Consider the following 24,227-nt stretch of genomic DNA (forward strand, 5'->3'; position numbering starts at 1 on the left):
CGCTGTTTGTTTTGCGTTCGCACGGATAAATTCTCCGCAGCTGGAAACACTATGGTTCTAGAAGTTCGGTGATCTGCTGTCTTTCGTCCTTCCTACTCGATGGGCTGAAAACGCACCGCTCTCACCGATCTTCTAGAGAGTGCATGGAAAGAAAGGGATCGATGATGAACGAACAGCCGCTTAGCGCCCTGCAACTGTTATGTATGGTCATGCTGTCAGTCGGGCTGATGAATCACGTGATCATCATCCCCTTTATGCTTGAGGCTGCCCATCGCGATGCATGGCTCGCCGCCTTGGGCGCATTGGGGGGCTTGCTTGTCTGGCTGCCGCTGCTTTATTTCACCATCCGACAACTGAACGGCGAGCGGCTGTTTGACTGGCTCAAAGCCCGGTTTTCAAGCGCGGCCGCTTATGCGGCGGCCGGCGGCAGCAGCGCTTTTTTGCTTCTTCACAGCTTCGTCACATTAAATGATACCATCACGTTCACGACGACTTCTTATTTGACAGCGACGCCGAGATGGGCGCTGATTTTGGTCATCGTGATCGTTTGTTTTTATAACGCGTATCGGGGCCTCGACTCGATTGCCAACACAGCGATGATTATTTGGCCGTTCGTCATCGTCTTCGGCTTTTTCGTCATGCTGTCGACTACTCCCCATAAAGACTATTCACTGCTCAAGCCCGTGCTTGAACACGGCATGACGCCCGTGCTTCGCGGCATGATGTACGCAGGGGCGGGGTATGCGGAAGTGATCGTTCTATTGTTTCTTTCCCATCGGCTTCCCCGTCCGTTTTCATGGAAAGCGCTCGCCGCCATCGCCTTCTTCACGGCCGGGCTGAGCATTGGGCCGACGATTGGGGCCATTGCCGAATTCGGCCCCGAGCAAGCGACGCGCCTTCGCTATCCGGCGTTTGAGCAATGGCGGATGGTCAGTTTAGGGACGTATATTGAGCATGTGGATTTTCTGTCGGTCTATCAATGGTTGTCCGGCGCTTTCATCCGCATCTCCTTATCGACAGCACTGATTGTGGAGCTGTTCCCGATCCGTCATCCACACACCCGCCGCTGGGTGCTCATTGTCCTCTACTTGGCGATCACATTGGCGGCACTGGCACCCGGCAGCGATGAACAGTTTTTGCATTTTGTCAAACATTGGGTGCTGCCGTCATCACTCTTGTTTTGGTTTGTGCTGTCCATTTTGTTGAGTGGGTTCGCCTTCTTTGCATACCGTAAACAGAAAAGAGGGGTGACATAATGAAACGACTGATGCGCGCCGCCGAAGGCAAGCGGCTGAAAGACGATTACACAGGACTCGAGACCGTCATCATCTCCGAAGAGGCGTTGCGCACGATGTACGCCAAATGCCCTGACGTCATCATGACAGAAACAGCGATTCCATCCCCATTGCTTGACGGCTCAGCTGTGGTGCATTTGCTGTTTATGTATTGTGAGGAATTGTGCGATACGCAAATGCTGCAAAAGGCCATTTATCCGATGTTCCGCGAGCTGTGCGAACAGCATCCGTGCTTTTCGGCCGCCGACATCGAGAGGCGCAAACCGGCGGCGCTTGAATATATGGGAAAAGAAGTGCGGATCGATGATCTCAACTTCAGGCTGTTTAGCGGCGATTTGCTCATTTATTTTCGCGAAGCCGATGTTTTGTACACGATGCCGCTTGCCAGCCCGCCCAACCGTGACCCGGAAGAGCCGAACACGGAAGTGTCGATCCGCGGGCCAAAAGATGGATTTATTGAAGAAATCAGCAAAAACGTCGCGCTCATTCGCAAACGGCTGCGCTCGCACCGGCTTGTCTATGAACGATTCATCATCGGCACACGCAGCCAGACGAAAGTGGGACTGCTCTATGTCGATGACATTGCCAATACGGCCATCATCGACGAGGTGAGAAGCCGCCTGCTCAGTTTGTACATCGACTCCGTGACCAGCACCAATCAAATTGAGGAATGGCTGTCGGACAGCCGGTTTTCCTTGTTTCCGATGTTCGGCTATACCGGGCGGCCCGATTTTGCCGTCAATTCGCTCCTCAACGGCCGTTTTATCATCCTAGTCGACGGGGCGCCGACCGCCCTGATCGGCCCTGGCAATTTAACCTTTTTGCTGAACACATCGGAAGACAACAACACGTTTTTCTTGTTTGTCGTGTTTCAGCGCCTTCTCCGGCTTGTCGGCACATCAGTCGCCATTTATTTGCCAGGCGCCTGGGTCGCCCTGACTTCCTTCCATCCGGATCAGCTGCCGTTCACCTTGCTGGCGACGCTCATTTTGTCGCGCCAAGGGGTGCCGCTTCCCGTGCCGCTTGAGATGTTCATTATGATGATTTTGTTTGAGGTGTTTAAGGAAGCCGGGATGCGGCTGCCGATCGCCATTGGGCAGACGCTGTCGGTCGTCGGCGGCTTGATTATCGGCCAAGCGGCAATCAATGCCGGGCTCGCCGCTCCAGCGACGCTCGTCATTGCCGCCATTGCCGTCATCTCGACGTTCACGCTCGTCAACCAAAACATCGCCGGCAGCGTCACCCTGCTGCGGTTTATTGTCTTGACGGCCTCTTCCATTCTCGGCCTGTTCGGCTTCATTCTGTCCCTATTTTTGATTTTGACCTATGCGGTCAACTTGCGCACCTTTGGCGTTCCGTACTTGACGCCGCTGGCGCCGCCATCAAAAGATATCGGGAAAGTGTTCATTCCAAGCACATGGAAGCAGTTCCGCACGCGCGACCGCATTGTGCGCCCCAATGATCTCATTGCGAAAGAGAGGGAACAAAAATGAGGAAGCGGCTCATTCCCGTCATCGCTTCCGCTATGCTGCTTGGCGGCTGCTGGGATACGCGCAACATCGACCACATTGTGTATATTCATGCCATTGGGGTGGATTATAAAGATGGCCAAGTGATCGCCTACGTCCAGCTGGTTGGATTCAGCGGCCTCGCCAAAGTCGAAGCGGGGGGCGGCAAGGAAAAAGCCGCCGTTTCCATCGGTAAAGCGGCCGGCGAAACGTTTAACATCGCAACCGACAAAATTTACCCTTCCATTCAACAAAGAGTGTCGTGGGGCCATGTCAAAAGCTTTGTCTTTACAACACGCGCCTTGCAAAAAGGCATCGTGGCCGATGTGATCGACGTGCTCAACCGTTACAACGAAATTCGTCATACGTCGTGGGTGTACGCCACCGATGAGCCGCTTTCCGAGCTGTTTGAAGCGACGCCGCTGTTGAACGCTTCCTCATACTATTCGCTGTTGTCCAACCCGGAAGAAATCTTTCAACAAAGTTCGTTCATCCGTCCCATCCGGCTCAGCCGACTAATTGCCGATATGGATGAAAAAGCCGCCACGGCAAGAATTCCTTCCTTAACGGTCGACCGCCGGCGCTGGATCGAAAATAAAAAACCGAAACCGATGTTGGCGGTTTCCGGTGTCTGTTTTCTTCACGATTACACTCTGCAAGGATGCAGCCGCCGTTCCGACTTAGAGGGGTTGCGCTGGCTCGAACACGACATTCGCCGCACCCCAATTTATGTCAAACAAAAAGGGAAAACGGTCGCTTCTCTTGTCGTCCGGGACCCGAAAACGAAATGGTCGGTCAAGACAAAGGACGGAGAACCCGCTTTTACTGTCCAAGTCGAGGCCCAAGGAAGCATCATCGAACTGCGCAAGCCGCTCTCGCGAAAACAGCTGACCAAACTGGCGGAGCAAACGGTGAAGCGAGAGATCCGTCACCTGTATGAACTGGGCAGGAAGCGGCAAATCGATCTATTGAATCTATCGGAGCAGCTGTATCGCCAGCGTCCGGATATTTGGAAGCAACATCAATCCAACGGCCTCATCCCCCTTGGCGACAACACGCTGTCCGTGAGCGTCAAGCTGGCGATCGGGGCATCCGGAAAAGAAAAGTTGAATTACCGGGCCGGTGATTGAAAAGACAAAAAAATAAAGTATAATTAGGAATATTACGATATATTTTGAACGGGGGAGAACGATGAACACCCGTACAGAGCGAACGAGCGCCGTCGGCATGACCATCTCCCCCATTTTGTTCGCCGTCAGCCTCGGCCACTTTTTGAACGAGGCGATGCAAGCGGTCATCCCGGCGCTCTTTCCGATTTTGCAGCCGTCAATGAAGCTGTCGTATACACAAATCGGTTGGACCGCGTTTTGACGTCATCTGTCATGCAGCCGGTCGTCGGCTTATGGACGGACCCGGACGCCGGCGCCGTACTTTCTGCCGCTCCTCGGCATGGCGGCAAGTTTGCTCGGCATGGCCGAGGCGGCTTTTGCGCCGAATTTTTGGTTGGCCTTATAGGCAATGCGTGCTGTTGGACGTATAGAATCTATAAGCCACAAATCTATTTTTCTTTCAACCTTTTCCGAGTTATAATGGAAAACGATGATGTTCATTATCATTTAGGAGATTTTTTGTATGGCAGGTTTTTATATCAATCAGCACGTGCTCAATAACTTGTTTTATATTTTGGTCACCGTCTTTGCTTTTTCGTTTCTTTATGATCATAGCCGAGCGGCTCAGCGCCGGCCGTTCTATGGCCGGGCGCTGCTTGGCGTCTGCTTGGCGCTGGCGGCTGTGCTGTGCATGAAGTTTCCCATTTACATCGATCCGATTTGCGTCCATGATTTCCGGCAAATTCCGTTTTTGCTTGGAACGCTGTATGGCGGAGGCGGCTTAGGGGCGGTGCTGTTTGTCGTCTTGATGCTGGCGCGCACCATTTTGTATGGCTTTCAGCCGCTGACATTCATCGTTTACGCCATCATGTTCGCCATCACAGCAGCTGTTTCTCCTCTGTTTCGCAAGCTGCCCCGAACAAGCAAGCTCATGATGTCGCTCGGACTGACGTTTTTGCTGGCGGTGGTGGTGACGTTTGTTGCCATTCTCATCGCCGATTTTCCCGTGACAAAACCGTATATTGTCTATTTCATTCTGTTGCCGCCGTTTGTCACGATGTTTGCCGTCTATGTGATGGAGACGCTTCTTGAAGCGCAGTGCGCCCGCGCAGAATTAATAAAAATGGAAAAAATGGAAATTGTCAGCCAAATAGCGGCGAGCATTTCGCATGAAATCCGCAACCCGCTCACCGTTGTCAAAGGGTTCATCCAATTGTTGCAAACGGGGCGTTTGCCGCGCGAAACGGAGGAGCGGTACATCCGCATCGCTTTAGAAGAACTTGAGCGGGCAGAAACGATTATTCGCGACTATTTGACGTTCGCCAAACCGGCGCCAAAAGAGATGGAGCCGATCGATGTCGCCGCCCAGCTTCAAAAAGTGCTGCAAATGATTACACCGATGGCTCGTATGCATTCCATCGATGTGTTTTCTTCTCTTGAGCATGGCGTGGTCATCGGAAATGTGCAATATTTTCAACAATGTTTTCTCAATTTGTTGAAAAACAGCATTGAGGCGATGCCAAACGGCGGAACGCTCCGCGTCGCAGTCCAAAACCGAGAAACGTCGATCGTCATCACTATTTCTGACAACGGCATCGGCATGACGAAAGAGCAAGTGCGCCGTTTCGGCGAACCATACTTCAGCACAAAAGAAAAAGGAACGGGGCTTGGCGCGATGGTCGCTGTCAAAATCATCGAGCAAATGGGCGGAACGTGGGAAATCGAAAGCGCCGTCCAAAAAGGAACGACGTTGACGATCACCTTGCCGGCAAGCCGGGTGCAACCGCCGACAGCGGGACGAAGCGCGGCCGGCTGAGCGAAAAAACGGATGCCCTGATTTCAGGCATCCGTTTTGTTCTTAGTGATTGGCGCGATCACTGGACTTCTTCAAAATAATCTTTGTAAAACCCGCCGACTTTCCCGCTGTTGTCGATCACAAAATAAAACTCGTCCGTTTCGTTTTTCACTTCGTACACGTTGCCCGGCGTCAACACATTGCTGACCATGTACTTTTCCGCGTTCGTATGGACGCATTTCACTTTTTTGATCGTCGGCCGGGTCGCCCATGTGTAATGGATCATGGCGTCATCTCCTTCTTCTTTATGCTGTTCCCTTTATTATTGTAACGGCCGAACTCTTTCCTTGCAACGTTCCGCGCCCAGCAGGCCGCCTCGCCGTTGGCGGCGGCGGACAGCCGTGCTATAGTGGAACTGTGCGCACACCCGCCGACAAGCTAGGCCATCATGCCTGAAAGGAGTGATGCTGATGTTTTTGCCTTCGTTCCGTTTGGACGGAAAAACAGCGCTTGTGACCGGAGCCGGGCGCGGCATCGGGCGGGCGATCGCCATCGGATTCGCCGAAGCCGGAGCGGACGTAGCGCTCATCGCCCGGACGAAAGCCGATTTGGAAGAAACGGCAAGCCACATTGAGCAGCTCGGGCGAAAAGCGTACATATGGCCGATCGATGTCACTGACCGGGAAGCGGTGCACGAGGCGGTCACCGGCGTCAAGCAACAGGCTGGATCCCTTGAGATCGTCGTCAACAACGCCGGAATGAACATCCGCACCCCGGCTTTGGAGGTGACAGACAACGAATGGGAATTGATCATGAACACCAACTTGAAGTCCGCGTTTCTCGTCTCGCAAGAAGCGGGGCGCGTGATGAAAGAACAAGGGCGGGGCGGCAAAATCATCAACATTGCCTCGGTCGCCGGTCATGTCGCCTTGCGCACCGGCGTTGTGTACGCCGCAACCAAAGCAGCGCTCATCCAAATGACGAAAGTGCTGGCGTTTGAGTGGGGGCGCTATGGCATTCTCGTCAACGCCATCGGCCCATGGTATTTCCGCACGCCGCTCACCAAAGCGTTGCTTGAAGACGAAGCGTACGTGAACGACATTATCGCCGTCACCCCGCTCAGACGGATCGGCGAGCTGCCTGAACTCGTCGGTCCAGCTGTGTTCCTCGCCTCTGATGCGGCCAACTACATCACCGGCCAAACGCTGTTTGTCGACGGCGGCATGACAATCCACGGTTTTTGATAAAGCGCAGCCCCAGCGGGCACGCTATAAACATCCTAGAAGGCCGGTGAAAAACCGCTGTCACACACCAATCGGCGGCATTTTCATTCAGAAAAGAAAGCTGATTCTGCGAGGTTTCTCTAATTGAGAAATAAATGGAATCAGCAGTATTTTGCACTAAATCACCAGCCTTCTAGATCATCTCAACAAGGAGGCCGCAAAACATGAGCGAACAAGAAAGCAAACGGCAATTTCAGGACGACTTGGACCAATACCGGATGGACAACGTCACCCATGCGCCGAAACACTACGTGTACCAAGTCGGTTACGAAGCGTCCAGCGGCAACCCGACCGGCGACCATCGGGAAGCGAAAAAAACGCGCGAATGGCCGCACAGCTGAAGAGGTTGGCCTCAAAAAACCGTCGTGTTCGGCCGAAGCAGCGGCGTGAATACGCCTGATGCGGCGGATCAGGAGGGGGAGCTCACTGCCTTTGGGAGACTCCCTCCTTTTGCTGTTGGCATGGAAAGTCGGCAACGATGGTCCAAGCCAAAAGCGAAACGCAAGCCATGACGGGCGGCTGAGGACGCCTCTGGCGACGCCTCTGGCTACGGTTCGTCGCGCACGGCCTCAAATTCAATGATGCGCCCACAAGGCTCAACCGTCGTTTCACCGTTCGCTTCCACTTCGCGGAAAATCGGCTGCTCGACGCGGCGGATGGGACGGTATCCTTCTCGTTTCATCCGTTCTAAACAGGCGGCAAGCGTTTCCCCTTCCGCTACGGTAAATCGTTTTTTCTTCATCGCTTTCCTGGCCAAAGAGGCGCGCCCTCCCTCCTCCCACTAGAAATGTTGACATATCAAGGCTTCACGGCCTTTCCTTATAACTATTGTACCCCAAAAAAGAAGCCGGATCCTTGTCGTCCGGCTCAGCGCGTTTTTTGCACATATTTTCGGTACAGCCCGTACAGCTCCGTCGCCTTGTACGTTTCAATTTTTTTCCGTCCAACCGGATGACGGGCAATACCTGCCTTTTTCAACTCAGCCACAAGCCATCCTTTCGAGCCGAAATGCGCCATGGGCGCTCCCCCTCCTTTTTCGTGCGGCTTGTCTTTATGTATATGCGCCCAAACAAAGGTTGAGAACGCCTTGGACAACAGCTATTCGCGCTTGCCGCCATGCCCTTTTCCGTGCTTTTTTTCTTTTTTCTCTTTTTTGTTTTTTCCTTTTTCATGGCCGGGCGGACGCGGTTTTTCCTTCACCTTTGGCGGCACGGATTCAGGCGCCTTTGGCTCACGTTTTTTGTGTTCTCGTTCCGCTTGTTTCACAAGCGGCAGCGAGAAGCGGACGACAGGCTGGCCGGCCAGCGCTTTTTCCATCATATGGCGGAAAATGATGGCCGCCGTTTCCCCGCTCGTCGTCGTCAAATAATGCGTGCGATCCGGCCGGTCATAGCCGAGCCAAAGCGCACCGACCAGCTGCGGCGTATAGCCGACCATCCATTGGTCTTTCACCCCGTCGATGCCGGGGATCGTCATTTCGGTCGACCCGGTTTTGCCCGCAAGCTCCCGCCCCGGGATGGCAGCGCGCTTCCCGGTCCCTTCGCGGATGACGCCTTCAAGCAAAAACGTCATTTGCTGCGCCACTTTCTTGGACGTGACAACCGTTCGCCGCGGCTTCCACTCCGCCACTTTGCGGCCGTAAGCATCGACGATTTTCGTAATGAGATGGCCGTCCAAACGGACGCCATCATTGGCGAATACGGCGTACGCTTCGGCCATCTTAAGCGGTGACACGCCTCGGGACATGCCGCCAAGCGCGATGCCGAGCTGGCGGTCCTCTTTTTCCAACGGCAAGCCGAACCGGTGCAGCGCCTCCATCCCTTTGTCAAGGCCGATCTCGTTTAACAGCCAGACGGCCGGCACGTTGAGCGAATGAATGACCGCCTCATACATCGTCACCGTGCCGCGGTACGTGTGGTCGTAGTTTTGCGGGCGATAGCCGCCGAGATTGAGCGGCTCGTCTTTGAGCGGTGAAAACGGCCCGTACCCTTGTTCGAGCGCCGGCGTATACACGGCGAGCGGCTTAAGCGCTGACCCCGGTTGGCGCCTGAGCTCAGTGGCGCGATTGAAACCGCGGAACACATGGCGGCCGCGGCCGCCGACTAACGCCTTCACCCCGCCCGTTTTCGGGTCGAGAAGCACTGCTCCGCTTTGGACAGGCACACCGTCCGGGCTGGACGGAAACAGCGAATCATTCGCATATACGGCTTCAAGCGCTTGCTGCATGTTCGGGTCAAGCTCCGTGTAAATGCGGAGCCCCCCGGAAAGGACATCGCTTTGCGTCAAGCCGTAGCGCGTGATCGCTTCGCGGATCAGCTCATCGACATAATAAGGATACTTCCCGGCATACGGGTCGCGTTTTGGTTCCTGTTGAATGGCAATGTGCTCGTTTTTCGCGGCGATCCACTCTTGATCATCGATATAGCCTTGCTCTTTCATGAGCGACAATACGACATTGCGCCGGGCAATCGCCTTCTTATAATGCCGAAGCGGAGAGAAAGCTGATGGGGCTTTCACCAATCCTGCGAGCATAGCCGACTCGCTGAGCGTCAGTTCAGAGACGTCTTTGCCGAAATATGTTTTCGCCGCGCTGGCCACCCCCCATGCCCCCGCACCGAAATAAATGCGATTGATGTACATTTCTAAAATTTCTTTTTTGCTGTACGTACGCTCAATTTTTTGTGCGATCAACCATTCCTTCCATTTGCGTGTCAACGTTTTTTCATTCGTTAAAAAGACGTTTTTCGCCAGCTGTTGAGTGATCGTGCTGCCGCCCTCGACCCACGCCCCGGCGCGAATGTTGCGCCACATCGCGCGCAAAAGCCCATAATAATCGACGCCATCATGCTCGTAAAAGCGGCGGTCTTCCGTCGCGACGATGGCCTCAAGAAAATAGTTGGGCACCCTGTCGATCGGCACTTCTTCGATGTTTGCCGCCGCGAGCTTGCTCGCGATGCGGCCGTGTTCATCATAAATGATTGTCGCTGCCGGCAACGGTGTTTCCAAGGCGGCAATGTTTTGTCGATCAATCGCCCACTGGAGCGCAGCAACAACGGCGGCCAAAGCCAAGGCGGCGGCAACGAGCGCCTGCAGCCAACACCGTCTTCGTCTTGTTTGTCTCATTTGCTGCCTGCTTTGCGCCTCCACAATGTTCCCCCCTGTCGCTTCGTCACGATTATACGATTCGCAGCCGGCCGCCCGTTTTCGTCTCTTTTTCATGGCTCAAAACAAAAAAGAAGCGGCCGTGTGCGCCGCTTCCCTTGTTTACGCCGATGGCGATTTCTGCTTTTTTCCTTTTAAGAAGAACGCCATGACGAGCGCCACCACCGTTAAGCCAGTAGCGACGAAAAAGGCGTCGTTGATCCCCTGGACCGTTGACTGTTGCTGCACCAGTCCATACAACAGCTGGGCGATCGCCTCATCGCTTGGGATCGCCTGTTTCAATTGACCGACAAGGCTCATGAACAACGGATTGTTTTCCGTCATTTCATTGCGGTACGTTTCCACATGGAATTTTGTCCGGTTGGACATGATCGTCACCAAAAACGCCGTCCCGAGCGAAGCGGCCACTTGACGGATCGTATTCGACATTGCCGTGCCATGGCTGTACAGATGACGCGGCAAGGCGTTTAACCCTTCGGTCATGATCGGCATCCCGAGCATCGACATGCCGAACATCCGGAAAATATAAAGCCAAATCAACTGGCTGTAGGGCGTATCCATCGTGAGCTTGCTGAATTCCCACGTCGTCACAGCGGTGATGATCAAGCCGACAATAGCGAGCATCCGCGCGCCGATGCGGTCAAACACCCAACCGGAGATCGGCGACATGATCGCCATGACGATCGCCCCCGGCAGCAACAGCAAACCGGCATCGAGCGGCGTAAAGCCGCGCAAGTTTTGCAAATACACGGGAAGCAAGACCATCGCGGCAAACATCGCCATGTTGATGACCGAACCGATGACGGTCGCCAACGTAAACACCGGGTAGCGGAACACGCGGAAATTGAGCACCGGATGCTCCGAGCGGAGCGAACGCCATGTAAACATGATGAGGAACAAGGCGCCGATGACGAGCGAAACCACGACCTCTGTCTCGCCCCATCCTTTGCTGCCGGCTTCGCTGAAGCCATATAGAACGCCGCCAAACCCGATCGTGGAGTAGACCGCCCCTTGCACGTCCAGCACTGGATTGCCTTTACGCGGCGTATATTTCAACCAGACGGAGGCAAGCACAATGTCTAACAGCGCAATCGGCAAAACGACGTAAAACAACAGCCGCCATGTATAATGTTCCACAAGCCATCCGGACAGCGTCGGCCCGACCGCCGGCGCAAACATCATGGCGATTCCCACCGTCCCCATCGCCACCCCGCGGCGTTCTGGCGGGAAAATCGACAACATAATGACCATCATCAGCTGCATAATAATGCCGGCTCCCACCGCTTGCGTCAACCGTCCGGCAAGCATGACGGCAAACGATGGAGCGATCGAGCAAACAAACGCGCCGATGGCGAAAAACGACATGCCCGATAAAAACAGCCGTTTCGCTGGAAACTTGGCGATTAAAAACGGGCTGATCGGGATGAGCACTCCGTTGACGAGCATATAGCCGGTCACGAGCCATTGAATCGTCGACGTTTCCACGTTGAAATCTTGCATCATATGCGGCAAGGCGACGTTGATCAACGTTTGATTTAAAATGGCGACAAACGCGCCAAGCATGACCGTCGCCACAACCTTGCCGCGGCTGCCGATATCCCCGAGGCCGCCTTGCCCAGCTGGGGCGGTCGAACGCCCATCCGTTTCTGTCGACGGCTGCGCTTTCGTTTCCTCCACCGGTCGAGCGTTGGCTTCCGCCGCTTCATCGGCCGCCTTCACTGCGGCTGAAGCCGATTTGCGGCGGCGCAGCGCGATGTTGACCGCCGCCAAGACCAAAACGGCAAACACAGTATATCCCATAACAAATGCTGTCATCTTCCATCACCTACTTATGAATGCGGACGGTGACGTTCATGCCCGGCACAAGTCCGGCTCCGCTGTAGTTGTCAATGGAAATCGTCACCGGGATGACTTGGGTCACTTTCGTGTAGTTGCCGGTTGCATTGGAACTTGGCAGCAGACTGAACGTATTCGCTGTCGCGTTGCCGATTTTTTCGACTTTGCCGCTGAACTTGCGATCCGGATACGCGTCCACATAAATATCGACGTCTTGCCCGACTTTTACGTCTTCAATATCCGTCTCTTCAATATTCGCCGTCACCCACAAATCGTTCAAATCAAACCCGCGGGCCAGCGCCATCCCCGCGGCGACAAACGAGTCTTTGACCGCGTTTTGCTGCACGATCGTCATCCGATGCGGCACGGTCACCGGCACCGTTGTTTTGCCGTCAAACACCTCGCCGATTTCTTCCCCAGCTGAGAAGGTTTTTCCCGTGTCGCCCCGCCAGGATGTCAGTTTTCCGGACAGCGGCGCAGCAACCGAGATGACCTGGCCGTCGATGCGGGCGTTGTCCGTTTTAATGTAGTTCGTTGCTTCATTCACATAGTAGTAGGCGGCAAAGCCTCCACCGACAAGCAAAATGAGCACAATGATGTTCAACGCAACCAATCGTTTCACGTTCACCATCTATTCCTCCCCAAGTAAAATCGCTTTGATTTTTTCATGAAGATGCAAAAACTGTTCAATCTCCTCTGGAGAGACGAGTTCTTGAATGCGGCGAAGCCGCCGGCGCAGCACCGACTGCTCGCCAAACGCTTCCAACACCGTCTCTTTTCCTTTTTCCGTCAAACTCAAAATGACCGCCCGCCGATCTTGTTTCGACGGCTCGCGGACAACAAGGCCGGCGCCGACGAGCCGGTCGACCGTGCCGCTCACATTGCTGTTGCTTAAATTGAGCTTTTCCGCCAAATCCTGAAGGCGGATATATTCCTTTTTCATCAGCGTGTACAGCACGACCAGTTGCACTTCCGTAATCCCAACGCGAGCGGCATCTTCACGGATGAGCCGATACAGCGCCTTTTGCGTCCGGAAGACGGCGTACATGATGTCTCGGCTGATTCCTTCCATACCTCCCCCCTCCTTGCCTCATCTTTCTTATTGGAATAGTTTCAATACGAATTATTCCTGCACGAAATATGATTATAACATGGAAACAGGGAAAATCAACTATATTGTTTCGTGTTTTTGACCAAACATACGCGACCAACATCAAGACCAAAAAAGCGTCCAACTGGATGTCCTTCATCCAGTTGGACGCTTTTGCCGTCTCTCATTCGTGAATCCGCGCCGCGGTTGCCGTCGACTGAATGCAGTTTCTCAACCACGCTCCACCAAGTGGGTGTTCGCAGAAGCGTTCCTGCCGTCCTCCATCACGAATATTGAGGCATGACATTCCCGCTTCAATGTAGAACTCCCTTTCTATTGCCATCGGTTGAAACTTCATTCTACAACGCACAACGCAGCAGCGGATTGGTGATTATTATGATACATGATCTGCTGCTCCTTGACAAGAGGGACAGCCATCCATTTTTTCAAACGGGATACACCCCATGCTTCCGCTCAGAAAAGACCATATACTTGGACATATAGGCCTCAAATCGCCGAATCAGCTCGTTGCGCAACTCGTTCGGCGCAATGATTCCATCGACGACCAGCTCGGAAGCGAGCCGATAAATATCGATGTCACGCCGGTATTCCTCGCGTTTTTGTTCGACAAATGCCGCCCGCTCTTCTGGCGGCAGCTCGGCAATTTTGTTGGCGTAAACGGCGTTGACGGCCGCTTCCGGCCCCATGACGGCGATTTGCGCATTCGGAAGCGCCAAACAGCAATCCGGTTCAAACGCCGGCCCGGCCATGGCGTACAGTCCGGCCCCGTACGCTTTGCGGACGATGACCGAGATTTTTGGCACCGTCGCTTCCGACATGGCCGCGATCATTTTCGCCCCATGGCGGATAATGCCGGCCCGCTCGACTTTCGTGCCGATCATAAAGCCAGGGACGTCGGCCAAAAACAAAAGCGGGATATGGAACGCGTCGCAAAGCGTGATGAATTTCGCCGCTTTATCAGCCGAATCGTGGAACAACACGCCGCCTTTGACGCGCGGCTGGTTGGCAATGATGCCGATCGGCTGGCCGGCAAGGCGCGCCAGTCCCGTAATGATTTCCGGCGCAAACAGTTTTTTGATTTCACAAAACGATCCTTCGTCAATGATCCGCTCAATCAAATCATACATGTTGAACGGCGCATTTTGATTTTCCGGCACAATGTCTTCGATCGTTTTGTCAAACGATTTCGGCGGCTTGGCCTCGACCACCGGCGGCTTTTCGCTGTAATTGGATGGAAAATACGACAAATAACGTCGCGCATAGGCAATCGCTTCTTCTTCCGTTTTCACGAGCACGTCGCCGCAGCCCGAGACGGTGCAATGCATGCGGGCGCCGCCCATCTCTTCGAGCGTCACTTTTTCCCCGATCACCATTTCCGCCATGCGCGGCGAGCCTAAGTACATCGAGGCATTGCCTTCCACCATGATGACGATATCGCAAAACGCGGGAATATAGGCGCCGCCGGCTGCTGATGGACCGAACAGCAGGCACACTTGCGGCACTTTGCCGGACAGCTTCACCTCATTGTAAAAAATGCGCCCCGCCCCGCGCCGGCCGGGGAACATTTCCAGCTGGTCGGTAATGCGGGCGCCGGCCGAGTCCACCAAATAAATGATCGGACAGCGCAGCTTTTCCGCCGTCTCTTGGATGCGAATGATTTTTTCGACCGTGCGCGCTCCCCACGAGCCGGCTTTGACGGTCGAATCGTTCGCCATCACGCAGACAATGCGGCCATTGATTTTGCCGATGCCGGTCACCACCCCGTCAGCCGGCAAATCGCCCGCCAAACAGTTGGCAAACAATCCGTCTTCCACTTCCAAACCGTGATCAAGCAGCAAGTTCAGCCGCTCGCGAACAAACAATTTCCCTTGGGCCGCATTTTTTTCATGATATTTTGGCGCCCCACCTTTCTTGATCTCCGCCGCTCTTTTCTCCAGCTCCGCTGCGAGCGTGTCGTGTTGGTTGGCTGTTTCCTTCATCTCGTTGTTTCCCCTCCTTGTTTTGATGGATCTGGCTGTTCCATCCCGCGTGTTCGTCTGGAACAAGGTTGGATGCCGTGTCGGATCCCCGCGAAAAGCCGGGTCGGCGAAAGCGCTTCGTGCGGCTTCCGGCCCCCTCCTTGTCTAAGCGGGCTTACTCGCCTTTGTACACCGGCTTCCGCTTTTCTTTAAACGCCTGCAAGCCTTCCAACCGGTCTTTCGTCGGAATGGTCGCCTCATAGGCGAGCTGTTCAATGGCAAGACCGGTCTCCAAATCAACGTTAAATACGCTTTGGATCGCCCGTTTCGCCTGCCGGACGGCAATCGGCGCGTTTTCGGCGATTTGCCGGGCCAATTCAAGAGCACGATCCATCAGCTCGGAGCGCGGCACGGCGTATTCGACAAGGCCGATTCGCTCCGCCTCTTTGGCGGTGATGCGCTTGGCGGCAAAAATCAATTCTTTCGCTTTTCCGATGCCAACAAGGCGTGGGAGCCGCTGCGTCCCCCCCGCTCCCGGAATGATGCCGAGCGACGTTTCCGTCAGCCCAAGCTGGATGTCGTCGGCAGCAAACCGGATGTCACAAGCCAGGGCAAGCTCCAACCCGCCGCCAAACGCCGAGCCGTTTAAAACGGCGATAACCGGCTGCGGCACTTTCTCCACCTCGTTGATCGTTTTGCTGATTAAGGCAACGGTTTGCCGCACTTCCGTTTCATTCATCCCCGCCCGCTCTTTCAAATCAGCGCCGGCGCAAAACACTTTGTCTCCTGCTCCGGTCAGCAGGACAACGCGCACGTCTTTCCGAAATTTGATCTCCTGAAAGAGCGCGCCAAGCTCGAACAGAAGCGCTCTTGAAAGCGCGTTGGCCGCTTCCGGACGGTTTAATGTCACAACGGCGAGGCCATGTTCTTGTGTTTCAAACGATACAAGTGTGCCCACGTGTTTCCCCCCTATGATCCAACCGTTTGCAAATAGCGGCTCGGAAGCGGGCGGCCGATTTTGTCGCGGATAAACAAAGCCGCTTTCGTCAGCCGCTCGACATCGATGTCGGTTTCAATCCCCATGCCATGAAGCATATACACTAAATCATCGGTGGCGACGTTTCCCGATGCCCCTGGGGCGTACGGGCAACCGCCGAGGCCGCCGAGCGAGCTGTCAAACGTCGTAATTCCCATTTCCATTGACACTACAATATTGGCGAGCGCCGTCCCTCTCGTGTCATGGAAATGCATCGCGATCCGATCAGCCGGAAAACGACGGAGCACCTCGGCAAGCACGTCTTCAACTTGTTTGGGCGTCGCCACGCCGATCGTATCGCCAAGCGACAGTTCGTCAACCCCCATCGCCAGCAGCCGGTCGGCGACCGTGAGCACTTGATCGACGGGGACCGCCCCTTCATACGGGCAGCCAAACACGGTCGAGACGTAGCCACGCACCGTTTTTCCGGCTTGTTTGGCCATCTTCACAACCGCTTCAAGCACCGGAAACGTGGCGGCGATCGTTTTGTTAATGTTTTTTTGGTTGTGCGTTTCGCTCGCTGACATGAAGACGCCGACTTCATCCACCCCAGCGCCAAGCGCCCGCTCAAGCCCCTTTTCGTTCGGGACGAGCGCCGCGTACGTGACGCCGTCTTTGCGGCGAATGCCGGCTGCGACTTCGGCAGCATCGGCGAGCTGCGGAATCCATTTCGGATGGACGAAGGAAGTCACCTCAATGTACGACAGCCCCGTTTCTGACAATAGGTTGATCCAAGCGATTTTATCGGCGGTTGCGATCGGCGCTGCTTCGTTTTGCAGGCCGTCGCGCGGGCCGACTTCTTTGATCGTCACCTTCGCCGGCCATCGGCTCATGCTCTGCTCCCCCTTTTCGCTTCGTCTCCGCCTTTTTGTCGTTGACCGTGTCAAACGGCTCCCTTCCCCTATCGTTGGCGGGTGTTAGTCAAGGGCGAATCCGACTCTCCCCATCCCCCTTGATGCTCAATGGGGTCGGTGTGGAGTTTTCATAAAACGTTGGACGCTACCTGTTGGCGGAACCGTCTGCTTCCCTACTCGATCTCAACGAGTACGTCGCCTTCGTTCACGAAATCTCCTTCTTGCACATGAATGTGCTTCACAACGCCGGACGTCTCGGCGGCAACTGGAATTTCCATTTTCATTGATTCCAAAATGACGACGTCTTGCCCTTCTTCGACGCGGTCACCGACCGCAACGACAATCTTCCAGACGCTTCCGGCCATCGTGGCGGCAACTTGCTTCATCGTTTCTTCCTCCGTTTCTGCTTCATTTTGTTTTCGTTGGCTGCCAATAATTGGCGAGAAAATCGGTCGTCGTATCCCCGGCACGGAACGCCGGATGGGACAATACGGCTTCCAGCAGCGGAATGTTCGTTTTAATCCCTTCCACCCGATAGTCGCGAAGCGCGCCGAGCAAGCGTTCAATCGCCGTTTGTCGATCCGGGCCTTTCGCAATCAACTTCGCGATCATCGGGTCGTAAAACGGCGTGACCGTGATGCCGCTTTGAACCGCTGTTTCATGACGAATCCATTCGCCCTGCGGAGCCGAAAACGCCGTAATGCGGCCGGGCGACGGGTAAAACGTGTTCGGGTCTTCGGCATAAATGCGCACTTCAATGGCGTGCCCATCGCGGCGAATGTCTTCCTGCTGATAGCGGAGCGGTTCGCCAGCGGCGATGCGCAGCTGCTCTTCGACGATGTCGATGCCGGTGATTTCTTCCGTCACCGGGTGCTCGACTTGCAGCCGGGTGTTCATTTCAAGAAAATAAAAGTTTTTTTGTTCGTCGACCAAAAATTCCATCGTGCCGGCGTTCGCATAGCCGATGTAACGGGCGGCGCGCACGGCGGCTTCCCCCATCTTCCGCCGCGTTTCTTCATCCAAAAACGGCGACGGTGCCTCTTCGACCACTTTTTGGTGGCGGCGCTGGATTGAGCATTCGCGCTCCCATAAGTAGATGCAGTTCCCGTCGGAATCGGCGAGCAGCTGAATTTCAATATGGCGCGGGCGTTCAATATATTTTTCAATGTACATCGTCCCGTCGCCGAAAAACGAAGCGGCCCGCTTTTGGCTCCCTTCAAACGCTTGGCGCAGCTCCGCTTCGTCGCGAGCGATGTGCATGCCGATGCCGCCGCCCCCGGCTGATGCCTTCAGCATGACCGGATACCCAATCGAAGCCGCCGCCTCCGCCGCCGCATCGGGGCTGTCCAACGCAAACGTGACGCCTGGAACGATCGGGACGCCGGCTTTTTCCATCGTCCGCCGCGCTTCGATTTTGCTGCCCATCGCCGCAATGACGTCCGCCTTCGGACCGATGAAGACAATTCCTTCTTCCTCGCAACGGCGGGCGAACGCCGGGTTTTCCGAGAGCAGCCCGTAGCCGGGATGAATGGCCTCCGCTTTCGCCGCTTTGGCAACCTCAATGATTTTTTCGATATTTAAATAGCTTTCCGCCACGCGCGGCTTGCCGATCAAATACGCCTCATCCGCCAGCTTGACATGGAGCGAATCGGCGTCCGCTTCCGAGTAGACGGCAACCGTTCGGATGCCGAGCTTTTGGCACGTGCGGATGACGCGGACGGCGATTTCGCCGCGGTTGGCAATCAACACTTTCGAAAACATGGTCTCACCCTTTCACGAAAACTGAGAATGCCGCCGGGCGGTTTCGTCCGCCCGGCGCGGCGGTTTACGTCGTCAACCCGAGGCGTTGTTTCGCCATTTCCCGTAATTTGAATTTCTGAATTTTCCCGGACGCTGTCATCGGGTATGAGTCGGTAAATTCGATGTAGCGCGGGATTTTATGGCGGGAGATGTTGCCGCGGCAAAACTCGCGAATTTCCTCGGCTGTCGCTGTTTCACCGTCCTTTAAGATGATCCACGCCATCACTTCTTCGCCGTACACTTCATCGGGCACGCCGACGACTTGAACGTCCAAAATTTTCGGGTGTTTGTACAAAAACTCCTCGATTTCGCGCGGATAAATGTTCTCCCCGCCGCGGATGATCATATCTTTCAGCCGGCCGGTGATGCGGCAGTAACCGTTTTCATCCATCGTCGCCAAATCGCCGGTATGCAGCCAGCCGTCTTGGTCGATCGCTTCGTTGGTCGCTTCCGGGTTGTTGTAATATCCTTTCATGACATGATAGCCGCGCGTGCACAGCTCCCCTTGCACCCCCCGCGGCACTTCCTTGTTCGTGCCCGGCTCGACGATTTTCACTTCCACGCCCGGCAAGGCACGGCCGACCGTTTCGACGCGCAGCTCAAGCGGATCGTCGGTGCGCGTTTGCGTGATGACCGGCGACGCTTCCGTCTGTCCGTAGGCGATCGTAATGTCTTTCATCCCCATTTTTTCGATGACCGCCTTCATCACTTCGACCGGGCAAGGAGAACCAGCCATAATGCCGGTGCGCAGCGATGACAAATCGTATTTGTCGAAATCCGGGTCGTTCAGTTCGGCGATAAACATTGTCGGCACGCCATGGAGCGCCGTGCACCGTTCCGCCGCCACCGTCTCGAGCACCCGCTTCGGATGAAACTCGACAACCGGCACCATCGTCGCCCCGACCGTCACGCAAGCCAACGTGCTCATCACGCAGCCGAAGCAGTGGAAAAACGGCACGGGGATGCAAAGGCGGTCGCCTTCGCCAAGTCCCATGCATTGCGCGACTTGGTGAGCGTTGTTGACGATGTTGTAATGCGTCAACATGACCCCTTTTGGGAATCCCGTCGTCCCGGACGTGTATTGCATGTTGATCACATCGTGCGGGTCGAGGCTCGCCATCCGTTCATCGAGCTCTTCTTCTGACACGTCGTGCGCCATCGCCAAGATGTCGTTCCATGTAAACATGCCCGGGTACCGTTTGTCGCCAAGAAAAACCACGTTTTTCAGCTTCGGCAGCCGTTTCGATTGCAGCTGTCCGGGCGCCGACGTGCGCAACTCGGGAACGATTTCATATAAAATATCGATATACGACGAGTCGCGATATTGCTCAATCAAAAAGAGCGTCGTCGAATCGGACTGGCGAAGCAAATACTCAAGCTCCGCCGCGCGGTAGTTCGTATTGACCGTCACCAACACAGCCCCCATTTTCCCGGTCGCAAACTGACAGGCGATCCATTCCGGAACGTTCGTCGCCCAAATGGCGACATGCTCCCCTTTTTCAATGCCAAGCCGCATCAAGCCGCGCGCGACGAGGCGGCAATAGTCGTTCAACTGTTGATACGTCAGACGCAAACCGCGGTCGGCGTACACGACCGCCTCGCGATCCGCATATTGCCTGGCCCTCTCTTCCAACAATTTCCCCACCGTCACCGTCAACATCGGCCTTCTCCTCCCCTTTGTCCGAATTCACTGTTATGGATATGCGCATCGTTCCGCTTTTAGCATCCGAGCTGGCGAGCGATGACGAGCCGTTGAATTTCCGATGTGCCTTCGCCGATTTCCATGAGCTTGATATCCCGCAAATGGCGTTCAACGCCGTACTCTTTCATGTAACCATAGCCGCCGTGAATTTGGATCGCCTGATTGCAGACGCGAAACCCCATTTCCGACGCGAACAGCTTAGCGAACGACGCTTCTTTTGTAAACGGTTTCCCTTGATCTTTCAACCAAGCCGCCTTGTACACCATATTGCGGGCAAGCTCAATTTCCATCGCCATGTCAGCGAGCTTAAACTGAATCGCTTGAAACTTGGAAATCGGCTGGCCAAACTGAATGCGTTCTTTCGCATATTGAAGCGCTTTCTCAAACGCCGCTTGCGCGATGCCGACGGCTAAAGCGGCGATCGAAATGCGGCCGCCATCAAGCGTGTACAAAAACTGGTTAAACCCTTTTTGCGGGTCGCCTAAGACGTTTTCTTTCGGCACGCGGACGTTCTCGAAAACAAGCTCGCACGTATTGGACGCGCGCACGCCCATCTTGTCGTAATTCGAACGGATTGTAAATCCTGGGGAGTCAGTTGGCACGATGAGAGCAGTGATGATGTTTTTGCCGCGCGCATCTTTGCCTGTAACAGCGGTGACAATGACTTGCCGCGCGTATTGGGCGTTCGTGATCCAGCATTTTTCGCCGTTGATGACATATTCATCGCCGTCGAGCACCGCCGTTGTGCGCGTGCCGCCAGCGTCGGACCCGGCGTTTGGCTCCGTGAGCCCAAAAGCGCCAAGCGTCTCTCCTTTGGCCATCGGCACGAGCCACTTTTGTTTCTGCTCCTCTGTTCCAAAGTAATAAATCGGACTCGCCCCAAGTGACACAGCGGCCGCATAGCTTAGCCCGGTGCCGCCGCAGGCGCGGCCGATTTCCTCAACGGCGATGGCATACGAAATCGTATCGCCCCCAGCGCCGCCGTATTCTTCCGGAAACGGCAGGCCCAACAGCCCCAGCTCGCCCATCTTGCGGAACACATGCAGCGGAAAATGCGCCTCTTCATCCCATTTCGCCGCGTATGGGGCAATTTCCTTCTCGGCAAAGTCGCGAACCATTTCTTTAATCATTTGTTGCTCTTTGGTTAATGAAAAATCCATCCTGTCCCTCTCCCCCATAAACGTATTGTATTGGTTTAAACCGACTAGTCGGTTTTATCCAAAGAAAACAGCCATAAGCAACACAGTAGGAAAAGTGCTTTTAAAACCGACTAGTTGGTCTGTAAGCGGTGTGCGGATTATTCCGCGGCCGGCCGCAACAAAAACTGCGCCGCTGTTGGGTTTTCCGGTGTGCGGAGCACCGCATGCAAAATGAAATCGGCAAAATACGCCGCGATCTCCTCAATCGACAGCGGACCGTCCGGATTGTACCATTTGTACGTCCAGTTGACCATGCCGATGATCGACATGCCGGTAATCTCCACCGACAGCTCCGGACGAAACTCGCCGGCTTCAATCCCCTCGCGGATGACGCGAAAAATAATTTGTTTAAATTCTTCGCGCTTTTCATTGATCGGTTCGGCGTACTCCGGTTTTAAGTACGTGCTTTCCTGGTAAAACACGGTGATGTGTGGTTTATACAAATGAAACACTTTGACAAACGACTGAACGATGGCGTACAAGCGCTCGGTCGGCGTAGGGAAGCCCTCATACGCCTCCTGCGCTTTTGTCAGCGCATACGTGATAAAGACATCATGGATATGGTACAAGAGCTCGTCTTTTGATTTAAAATTATGGTAAAAACCGCCTTTGGATGTGTTGCTTTCGGCAACGATGCGGTCGACCGTCACGCCATGGTAGCCATATTTCTCAAATAAATGAAGCGCCGTATCGATAATGCGGTCTCTGAGCGGTTTGTCAGCCATAGAAAATCTCCTTTGCCATTTATATTACACTATTTTCTGAAAAAGTGAAATATTTTTTTTGTTTTGCCTTTACCATACCTGAACTGTACTATGATTGTCAACCATTGCTTTCCATGCCGAACACGATCGTACAGGGCCTGCCGATACATAATGGCGGCCATGTTTTCAAATGATAAAGATGGAGGTGGCTTCGATTGGAACCGATGCTATGCCCAAACTGCAAAACGAACCGGACGCGCTTTCACCTCATTGAGCAACACCCGCGGGCGGTCAAGCTCGACCCGCACACCGGCGACATTGAGCACGAATACACAAACGAAGCGCTCGAACCGTTCCATCTCCCATACCGCGGCCCGAGCTACCGCGTCCAATGCGGCGTCTGTGGGCTGATCGAAGATGCGGACATGTTCATTCAGCGCGCCAAATCGTCTCCATTGAGGTGATTCCATATGGCGAACAAAAAACAAACACCTTCTTCCATCGTTGACCAAAAACAGCTCGTCAACGACAAGGCGAAAGCGATGCGGGAGCACGGCGATCAGCACATTCGCCGCGTCACGCTGAACGGCGCAGACGGGCAATAAACGCCGGCTTGCTTCTGCACAGAAGCAAGCCGGCGGAGCTTCCGCTTTTCGTTGCTAGCGGTACATCGCCCACAGCCCGATATCGCGAAAACCAAGGCGGTGGTAGATGCGGCCGGCGGCTGGATTGTCGTAAAACAGGCACGGCATCTTCCCTTCAGCAAGCAAATCGCAAACGAGCTTCGCCACGATGGCGCTCGCATACCCTTTCCCGCGGTGCTCCTGATCCGTGCAGACGCCGACGATCATCGCCGACAATGAGTTTTCCGCTGATGTCGATGCCGCGGCCACCATTCGGCCGTCTTGTTCCATGTAGTACGTTCTCGCTGAATTGGTTTCCATCCCCTTCACCAGCATATCGCGGGATGACGGCCTCGTCTCAAATTCGGCAATGCGGCCCCGCAAGTCGAGAATCCGGTCGACATCGGCCAATCCGGCTTTCTTGACGGCGAACGCCCCCTTTTCTTGGCGGGCGTATTCATCCGTCCGGCACTCGCAAAAGTAAAGCGTTCGCTTCGTCCCAAGCGGCAGCCGCCCTTCGAACTGCCTGGCAACTTCCTCTTTGCCGGACAGCTGAATGGACAAGGACGGGCCGGCCGTCTCGCGGATGAGACGAGCAAAGCCATCGGCATCAAAATCGCCAGGCGCGTACGGAATGTAGGAATCGTAATAACGGAGCAGCACCGCCTTCAGCGAGCCGTTGCCGTCAAACTGCCCCCAGACGTCCTGGAAATCGGCGTCATAGCCGAATGACTCAATATCGCCGATAATAAACAAGTTGAACGACGGGTCTTGCTGTAAAAATAAAAACACTTGCTCATGGTCTTCCTTCGTTAACCGACGAATCATGGCGCTCCCCCGCTTTTCGAATGATATTTTTTCCATTATACTATAGCGTATATCCGTTGCCAATGGCCAAAAACGCGGCCAGCTTCGGCCGACTGAGAAGAAAAGGAGGAAGAGTCCGCCCTCCACAAGCGGGGGCGGGCATGCGCATGAAGTTGATCGACGATCTGTACGAATATTACAAAGACCGGCTGACCGGAGATGAAGAAGACGCCGAAGCGGTGGCGATGTCGATTTTAGATGAGCTTGACCGCCGCGATGTGCTCAAGCTGATTGATGAGATGACCGATGAAGAGTTGCTTGGGATGTTTGGCTTGTACGTATTCGAAAGCTTGAAAGCGAAAATGGCCCGCGAAGGCCTCGGCGCGACGCGGCCGCAAGATGTGCCGCGCGTGCATTGAAAAAGCGGCTGTCCCTCGGTACAGAC

The 24,227-nt window shown here is 54.8% G+C and carries 25 protein-coding genes, 1 other RNA gene and 1 pseudogene; 10 read left to right on the forward strand and 17 right to left on the reverse strand.

Annotated elements, in window-relative coordinates; genetic code table 11:
* The first annotated feature begins 161 nt into the window (after positions 1–161).
* From N685_RS0115085 to N685_RS0115105, 5 genes and pseudogenes are all read left to right on the forward strand, one after another.
* Positions 162–1,256 (forward strand): GerAB/ArcD/ProY family transporter, encoded by a 1,095-nt coding sequence (locus tag N685_RS0115085; RefSeq protein WP_033842360.1) that lies wholly within the window; start codon positions 162–164, stop codon positions 1,254–1,256.
* Complete coding sequence (locus N685_RS0115090; RefSeq protein WP_031409711.1) at positions 1,256–2,788, forward strand: spore germination protein; 1,533 nt, start codon at positions 1,256–1,258, stop codon at positions 2,786–2,788. Before N685_RS0115085 ends, N685_RS0115090 begins: the two co-directional genes overlap by 1 nt.
* Positions 2,785–3,933, forward strand: coding sequence for a Ger(x)C family spore germination protein (locus N685_RS0115095; RefSeq protein ID WP_031409713.1), 1,149 nt, complete (start codon positions 2,785–2,787; stop codon positions 3,931–3,933). Before N685_RS0115090 ends, N685_RS0115095 begins: the two co-directional genes overlap by 4 nt.
* A 61-nt stretch (positions 3,934–3,994) precedes the next feature.
* Positions 3,995–4,315, forward strand: a pseudogene (locus N685_RS19375) (MFS transporter); the annotation flags it as partial.
* 120 nt (positions 4,316–4,435) lie between these two features.
* A complete protein-coding gene (locus N685_RS0115105; protein ID WP_031409715.1) occupies positions 4,436–5,728 on the forward strand; it encodes an ATP-binding protein in 1,293 nt (430 codons plus the stop codon).
* Between the two features lie 58 nt (positions 5,729–5,786).
* Here the strand turns inward: N685_RS0115105 and N685_RS0115110 are convergent, their stop codons facing one another.
* Positions 5,787–5,993 carry a DUF6501 family protein gene (locus tag N685_RS0115110; RefSeq protein WP_031409717.1) on the reverse strand — a complete coding sequence of 69 codons (207 nt, stop codon included), beginning with the start codon at positions 5,991–5,993 and terminating at the stop codon, positions 5,787–5,789.
* A gap of 184 nt (positions 5,994–6,177) precedes the next feature.
* On the opposite strand from N685_RS0115110, the gene N685_RS0115115 reads away from it, so the two are divergent.
* A complete protein-coding gene (locus N685_RS0115115; RefSeq protein ID WP_031409719.1) occupies positions 6,178–6,951 on the forward strand; it encodes an SDR family NAD(P)-dependent oxidoreductase in 774 nt (257 codons plus the stop codon).
* A gap of 203 nt (positions 6,952–7,154) precedes the next feature.
* A complete protein-coding gene (locus N685_RS19835; protein WP_167333005.1) occupies positions 7,155–7,331 on the forward strand; it encodes a hypothetical protein in 177 nt (58 codons plus the stop codon).
* Positions 7,332–7,537: 206 nt separating this feature from the next.
* On the opposite strand, the gene N685_RS0115125 is transcribed toward N685_RS19835, so the two are convergent.
* From N685_RS0115125 to N685_RS0115195, 15 genes are all read right to left on the reverse strand, one after another.
* A complete protein-coding gene (locus N685_RS0115125; RefSeq protein WP_031409722.1) occupies positions 7,538–7,732 on the reverse strand; it encodes an NETI motif-containing protein in 195 nt (64 codons plus the stop codon).
* Positions 7,733–7,857: 125 nt separating this feature from the next.
* Positions 7,858–8,007, reverse strand: a complete 150-nt coding sequence (locus N685_RS19185) for a DUF2639 domain-containing protein (RefSeq protein WP_071880193.1) — start codon at positions 8,005–8,007, stop codon at positions 7,858–7,860.
* Positions 8,008–8,088: 81 nt separating this feature from the next.
* Positions 8,089–10,137 carry a transglycosylase domain-containing protein gene (locus N685_RS0115135; RefSeq protein ID WP_031409724.1) on the reverse strand — a complete coding sequence of 683 codons (2,049 nt, stop codon included), beginning with the start codon at positions 10,135–10,137 and terminating at the stop codon, positions 8,089–8,091.
* A 117-nt stretch (positions 10,138–10,254) separates the two neighbouring features.
* On the reverse strand, positions 10,255–11,967 hold the full coding sequence (locus N685_RS0115140) for a DHA2 family efflux MFS transporter permease subunit (protein WP_031409726.1): 1,713 nt from the start codon (positions 11,965–11,967) through the stop codon (positions 10,255–10,257).
* A 10-nt stretch (positions 11,968–11,977) separates the two neighbouring features.
* The gene (locus N685_RS0115145; protein ID WP_031409728.1) at positions 11,978–12,619 is read right to left on the reverse strand and encodes an HlyD family secretion protein; all 642 of its coding nucleotides are present in this window, start codon (positions 12,617–12,619) and stop codon (positions 11,978–11,980) included.
* On the reverse strand, positions 12,620–13,060 hold the full coding sequence (locus N685_RS0115150) for a MarR family winged helix-turn-helix transcriptional regulator (protein WP_031409730.1): 441 nt from the start codon (positions 13,058–13,060) through the stop codon (positions 12,620–12,622).
* A 212-nt stretch (positions 13,061–13,272) separates the two neighbouring features.
* A non-coding RNA gene (ssrS, locus tag N685_RS19190) (6S RNA) lies at positions 13,273–13,462 on the reverse strand.
* A gap of 62 nt (positions 13,463–13,524) precedes the next feature.
* On the reverse strand, positions 13,525–15,078 hold the full coding sequence (locus N685_RS0115160; RefSeq protein ID WP_031409732.1) for an acyl-CoA carboxylase subunit beta: 1,554 nt from the start codon (positions 15,076–15,078) through the stop codon (positions 13,525–13,527).
* 154 nt (positions 15,079–15,232) lie between these two features.
* Positions 15,233–16,015 carry an enoyl-CoA hydratase gene (locus tag N685_RS0115165; protein WP_031409734.1) on the reverse strand — a complete coding sequence of 261 codons (783 nt, stop codon included), beginning with the start codon at positions 16,013–16,015 and terminating at the stop codon, positions 15,233–15,235.
* An 11-nt stretch (positions 16,016–16,026) separates the two neighbouring features.
* On the reverse strand, positions 16,027–16,926 hold the full coding sequence (locus N685_RS0115170; RefSeq protein WP_031409736.1) for a hydroxymethylglutaryl-CoA lyase: 900 nt from the start codon (positions 16,924–16,926) through the stop codon (positions 16,027–16,029).
* A gap of 194 nt (positions 16,927–17,120) precedes the next feature.
* Positions 17,121–17,333: an acetyl-CoA carboxylase biotin carboxyl carrier protein subunit gene (locus tag N685_RS0115175; protein ID WP_031409738.1), complete on the reverse strand. Its 213-nt coding sequence runs from the start codon at positions 17,331–17,333 to the stop codon at positions 17,121–17,123.
* Positions 17,334–17,355: 22 nt separating this feature from the next.
* Positions 17,356–18,708 (reverse strand): acetyl-CoA carboxylase biotin carboxylase subunit, encoded by a 1,353-nt coding sequence (gene accC, locus N685_RS0115180; RefSeq protein ID WP_031409740.1) that lies wholly within the window; start codon positions 18,706–18,708, stop codon positions 17,356–17,358.
* 64 nt (positions 18,709–18,772) lie between these two features.
* Positions 18,773–20,407 (reverse strand): AMP-binding protein, encoded by a 1,635-nt coding sequence (locus N685_RS0115185; RefSeq protein WP_031409742.1) that lies wholly within the window; start codon positions 20,405–20,407, stop codon positions 18,773–18,775.
* A 59-nt stretch (positions 20,408–20,466) separates the two neighbouring features.
* A complete protein-coding gene (locus tag N685_RS0115190) occupies positions 20,467–21,609 on the reverse strand; it encodes an acyl-CoA dehydrogenase (RefSeq protein ID WP_031409744.1) in 1,143 nt (380 codons plus the stop codon).
* Between the two features lie 137 nt (positions 21,610–21,746).
* Positions 21,747–22,373, reverse strand: coding sequence for a TetR/AcrR family transcriptional regulator (locus N685_RS0115195; RefSeq protein ID WP_031409746.1), 627 nt, complete (start codon positions 22,371–22,373; stop codon positions 21,747–21,749).
* Positions 22,374–22,567: 194 nt separating this feature from the next.
* On the opposite strand from N685_RS0115195, the gene N685_RS0115200 reads away from it, so the two are divergent.
* Both N685_RS0115200 and N685_RS20175 read left to right on the forward strand, forming a co-directional pair.
* Complete coding sequence (locus tag N685_RS0115200) at positions 22,568–22,816, forward strand: hypothetical protein (protein WP_013145420.1); 249 nt, start codon at positions 22,568–22,570, stop codon at positions 22,814–22,816.
* 6 nt (positions 22,817–22,822) lie between these two features.
* Positions 22,823–22,957: a hypothetical protein gene (locus N685_RS20175; protein WP_256371096.1), complete on the forward strand. Its 135-nt coding sequence runs from the start codon at positions 22,823–22,825 to the stop codon at positions 22,955–22,957.
* A gap of 54 nt (positions 22,958–23,011) precedes the next feature.
* Here N685_RS20175 and N685_RS0115210 read toward each other — a convergent pair whose 3' ends face one another.
* Complete coding sequence (locus N685_RS0115210; RefSeq protein WP_031409750.1) at positions 23,012–23,803, reverse strand: GNAT family N-acetyltransferase; 792 nt, start codon at positions 23,801–23,803, stop codon at positions 23,012–23,014.
* A gap of 140 nt (positions 23,804–23,943) precedes the next feature.
* Between N685_RS0115210 and N685_RS0115215 the strand changes: the two genes are divergently transcribed.
* Positions 23,944–24,201 (forward strand): DUF6154 family protein, encoded by a 258-nt coding sequence (locus tag N685_RS0115215; protein WP_031409751.1) that lies wholly within the window; start codon positions 23,944–23,946, stop codon positions 24,199–24,201.
* Positions 24,202–24,227: the final 26 nt, after the last annotated feature.

The organism is Geobacillus vulcani PSS1 (assembly GCF_000733845.1).
Lineage (GTDB): Bacteria > Bacillota > Bacilli > Bacillales > Anoxybacillaceae > Geobacillus > Geobacillus vulcani.

What these genes read in the sequence shown, in the direction of transcription:
- N685_RS0115085 (WP_033842360.1), top strand. Translation starts at nt 162, where the DNA reads ATGATGAACGAACAGCCGCTTAGCGCCCTGCAACTGTTATGTATGGTC.
- N685_RS0115090 (WP_031409711.1), top strand. Translation starts at nt 1,256, where the DNA reads ATGAAACGACTGATGCGCGCCGCCGAAGGCAAGCGGCTGAAAGACGAT.
- N685_RS0115095 (WP_031409713.1), top strand. Translation starts at nt 2,785, where the DNA reads ATGAGGAAGCGGCTCATTCCCGTCATCGCTTCCGCTATGCTGCTTGGC.
- N685_RS0115105 (WP_031409715.1), top strand. Translation starts at nt 4,436, where the DNA reads ATGGCAGGTTTTTATATCAATCAGCACGTGCTCAATAACTTGTTTTAT.
- N685_RS0115110 (WP_031409717.1), bottom strand. Translation starts at nt 5,993, where the DNA reads ATGATCCATTACACATGGGCGACCCGGCCGACGATCAAAAAAGTGAAA.
- N685_RS0115115 (WP_031409719.1), top strand. Translation starts at nt 6,178, where the DNA reads ATGTTTTTGCCTTCGTTCCGTTTGGACGGAAAAACAGCGCTTGTGACC.
- N685_RS19835 (WP_167333005.1), top strand. Translation starts at nt 7,155, where the DNA reads ATGAGCGAACAAGAAAGCAAACGGCAATTTCAGGACGACTTGGACCAA.
- N685_RS0115125 (WP_031409722.1), bottom strand. Translation starts at nt 7,732, where the DNA reads ATGAAGAAAAAACGATTTACCGTAGCGGAAGGGGAAACGCTTGCCGCC.
- N685_RS19185 (WP_071880193.1), bottom strand. Translation starts at nt 8,007, where the DNA reads ATGGCGCATTTCGGCTCGAAAGGATGGCTTGTGGCTGAGTTGAAAAAG.
- N685_RS0115140 (WP_031409726.1), bottom strand. Translation starts at nt 11,967, where the DNA reads ATGACAGCATTTGTTATGGGATATACTGTGTTTGCCGTTTTGGTCTTG.
- N685_RS0115145 (WP_031409728.1), bottom strand. Translation starts at nt 12,619, where the DNA reads ATGGTGAACGTGAAACGATTGGTTGCGTTGAACATCATTGTGCTCATT.
- N685_RS0115150 (WP_031409730.1), bottom strand. Translation starts at nt 13,060, where the DNA reads ATGGAAGGAATCAGCCGAGACATCATGTACGCCGTCTTCCGGACGCAA.
- N685_RS0115160 (WP_031409732.1), bottom strand. Translation starts at nt 15,078, where the DNA reads ATGAAGGAAACAGCCAACCAACACGACACGCTCGCAGCGGAGCTGGAG.
- N685_RS0115170 (WP_031409736.1), bottom strand. Translation starts at nt 16,926, where the DNA reads ATGAGCCGATGGCCGGCGAAGGTGACGATCAAAGAAGTCGGCCCGCGC.
- N685_RS0115175 (WP_031409738.1), bottom strand. Translation starts at nt 17,333, where the DNA reads ATGAAGCAAGTTGCCGCCACGATGGCCGGAAGCGTCTGGAAGATTGTC.
- accC (WP_031409740.1), bottom strand. Translation starts at nt 18,708, where the DNA reads ATGTTTTCGAAAGTGTTGATTGCCAACCGCGGCGAAATCGCCGTCCGC.
- N685_RS0115185 (WP_031409742.1), bottom strand. Translation starts at nt 20,407, where the DNA reads ATGTTGACGGTGACGGTGGGGAAATTGTTGGAAGAGAGGGCCAGGCAA.
- N685_RS0115190 (WP_031409744.1), bottom strand. Translation starts at nt 21,609, where the DNA reads ATGGATTTTTCATTAACCAAAGAGCAACAAATGATTAAAGAAATGGTT.
- N685_RS0115195 (WP_031409746.1), bottom strand. Translation starts at nt 22,373, where the DNA reads ATGGCTGACAAACCGCTCAGAGACCGCATTATCGATACGGCGCTTCAT.
- N685_RS20175 (WP_256371096.1), top strand. Translation starts at nt 22,823, where the DNA reads ATGGCGAACAAAAAACAAACACCTTCTTCCATCGTTGACCAAAAACAG.
- N685_RS0115210 (WP_031409750.1), bottom strand. Translation starts at nt 23,803, where the DNA reads ATGATTCGTCGGTTAACGAAGGAAGACCATGAGCAAGTGTTTTTATTT.
- N685_RS0115215 (WP_031409751.1), top strand. Translation starts at nt 23,944, where the DNA reads ATGCGCATGAAGTTGATCGACGATCTGTACGAATATTACAAAGACCGG.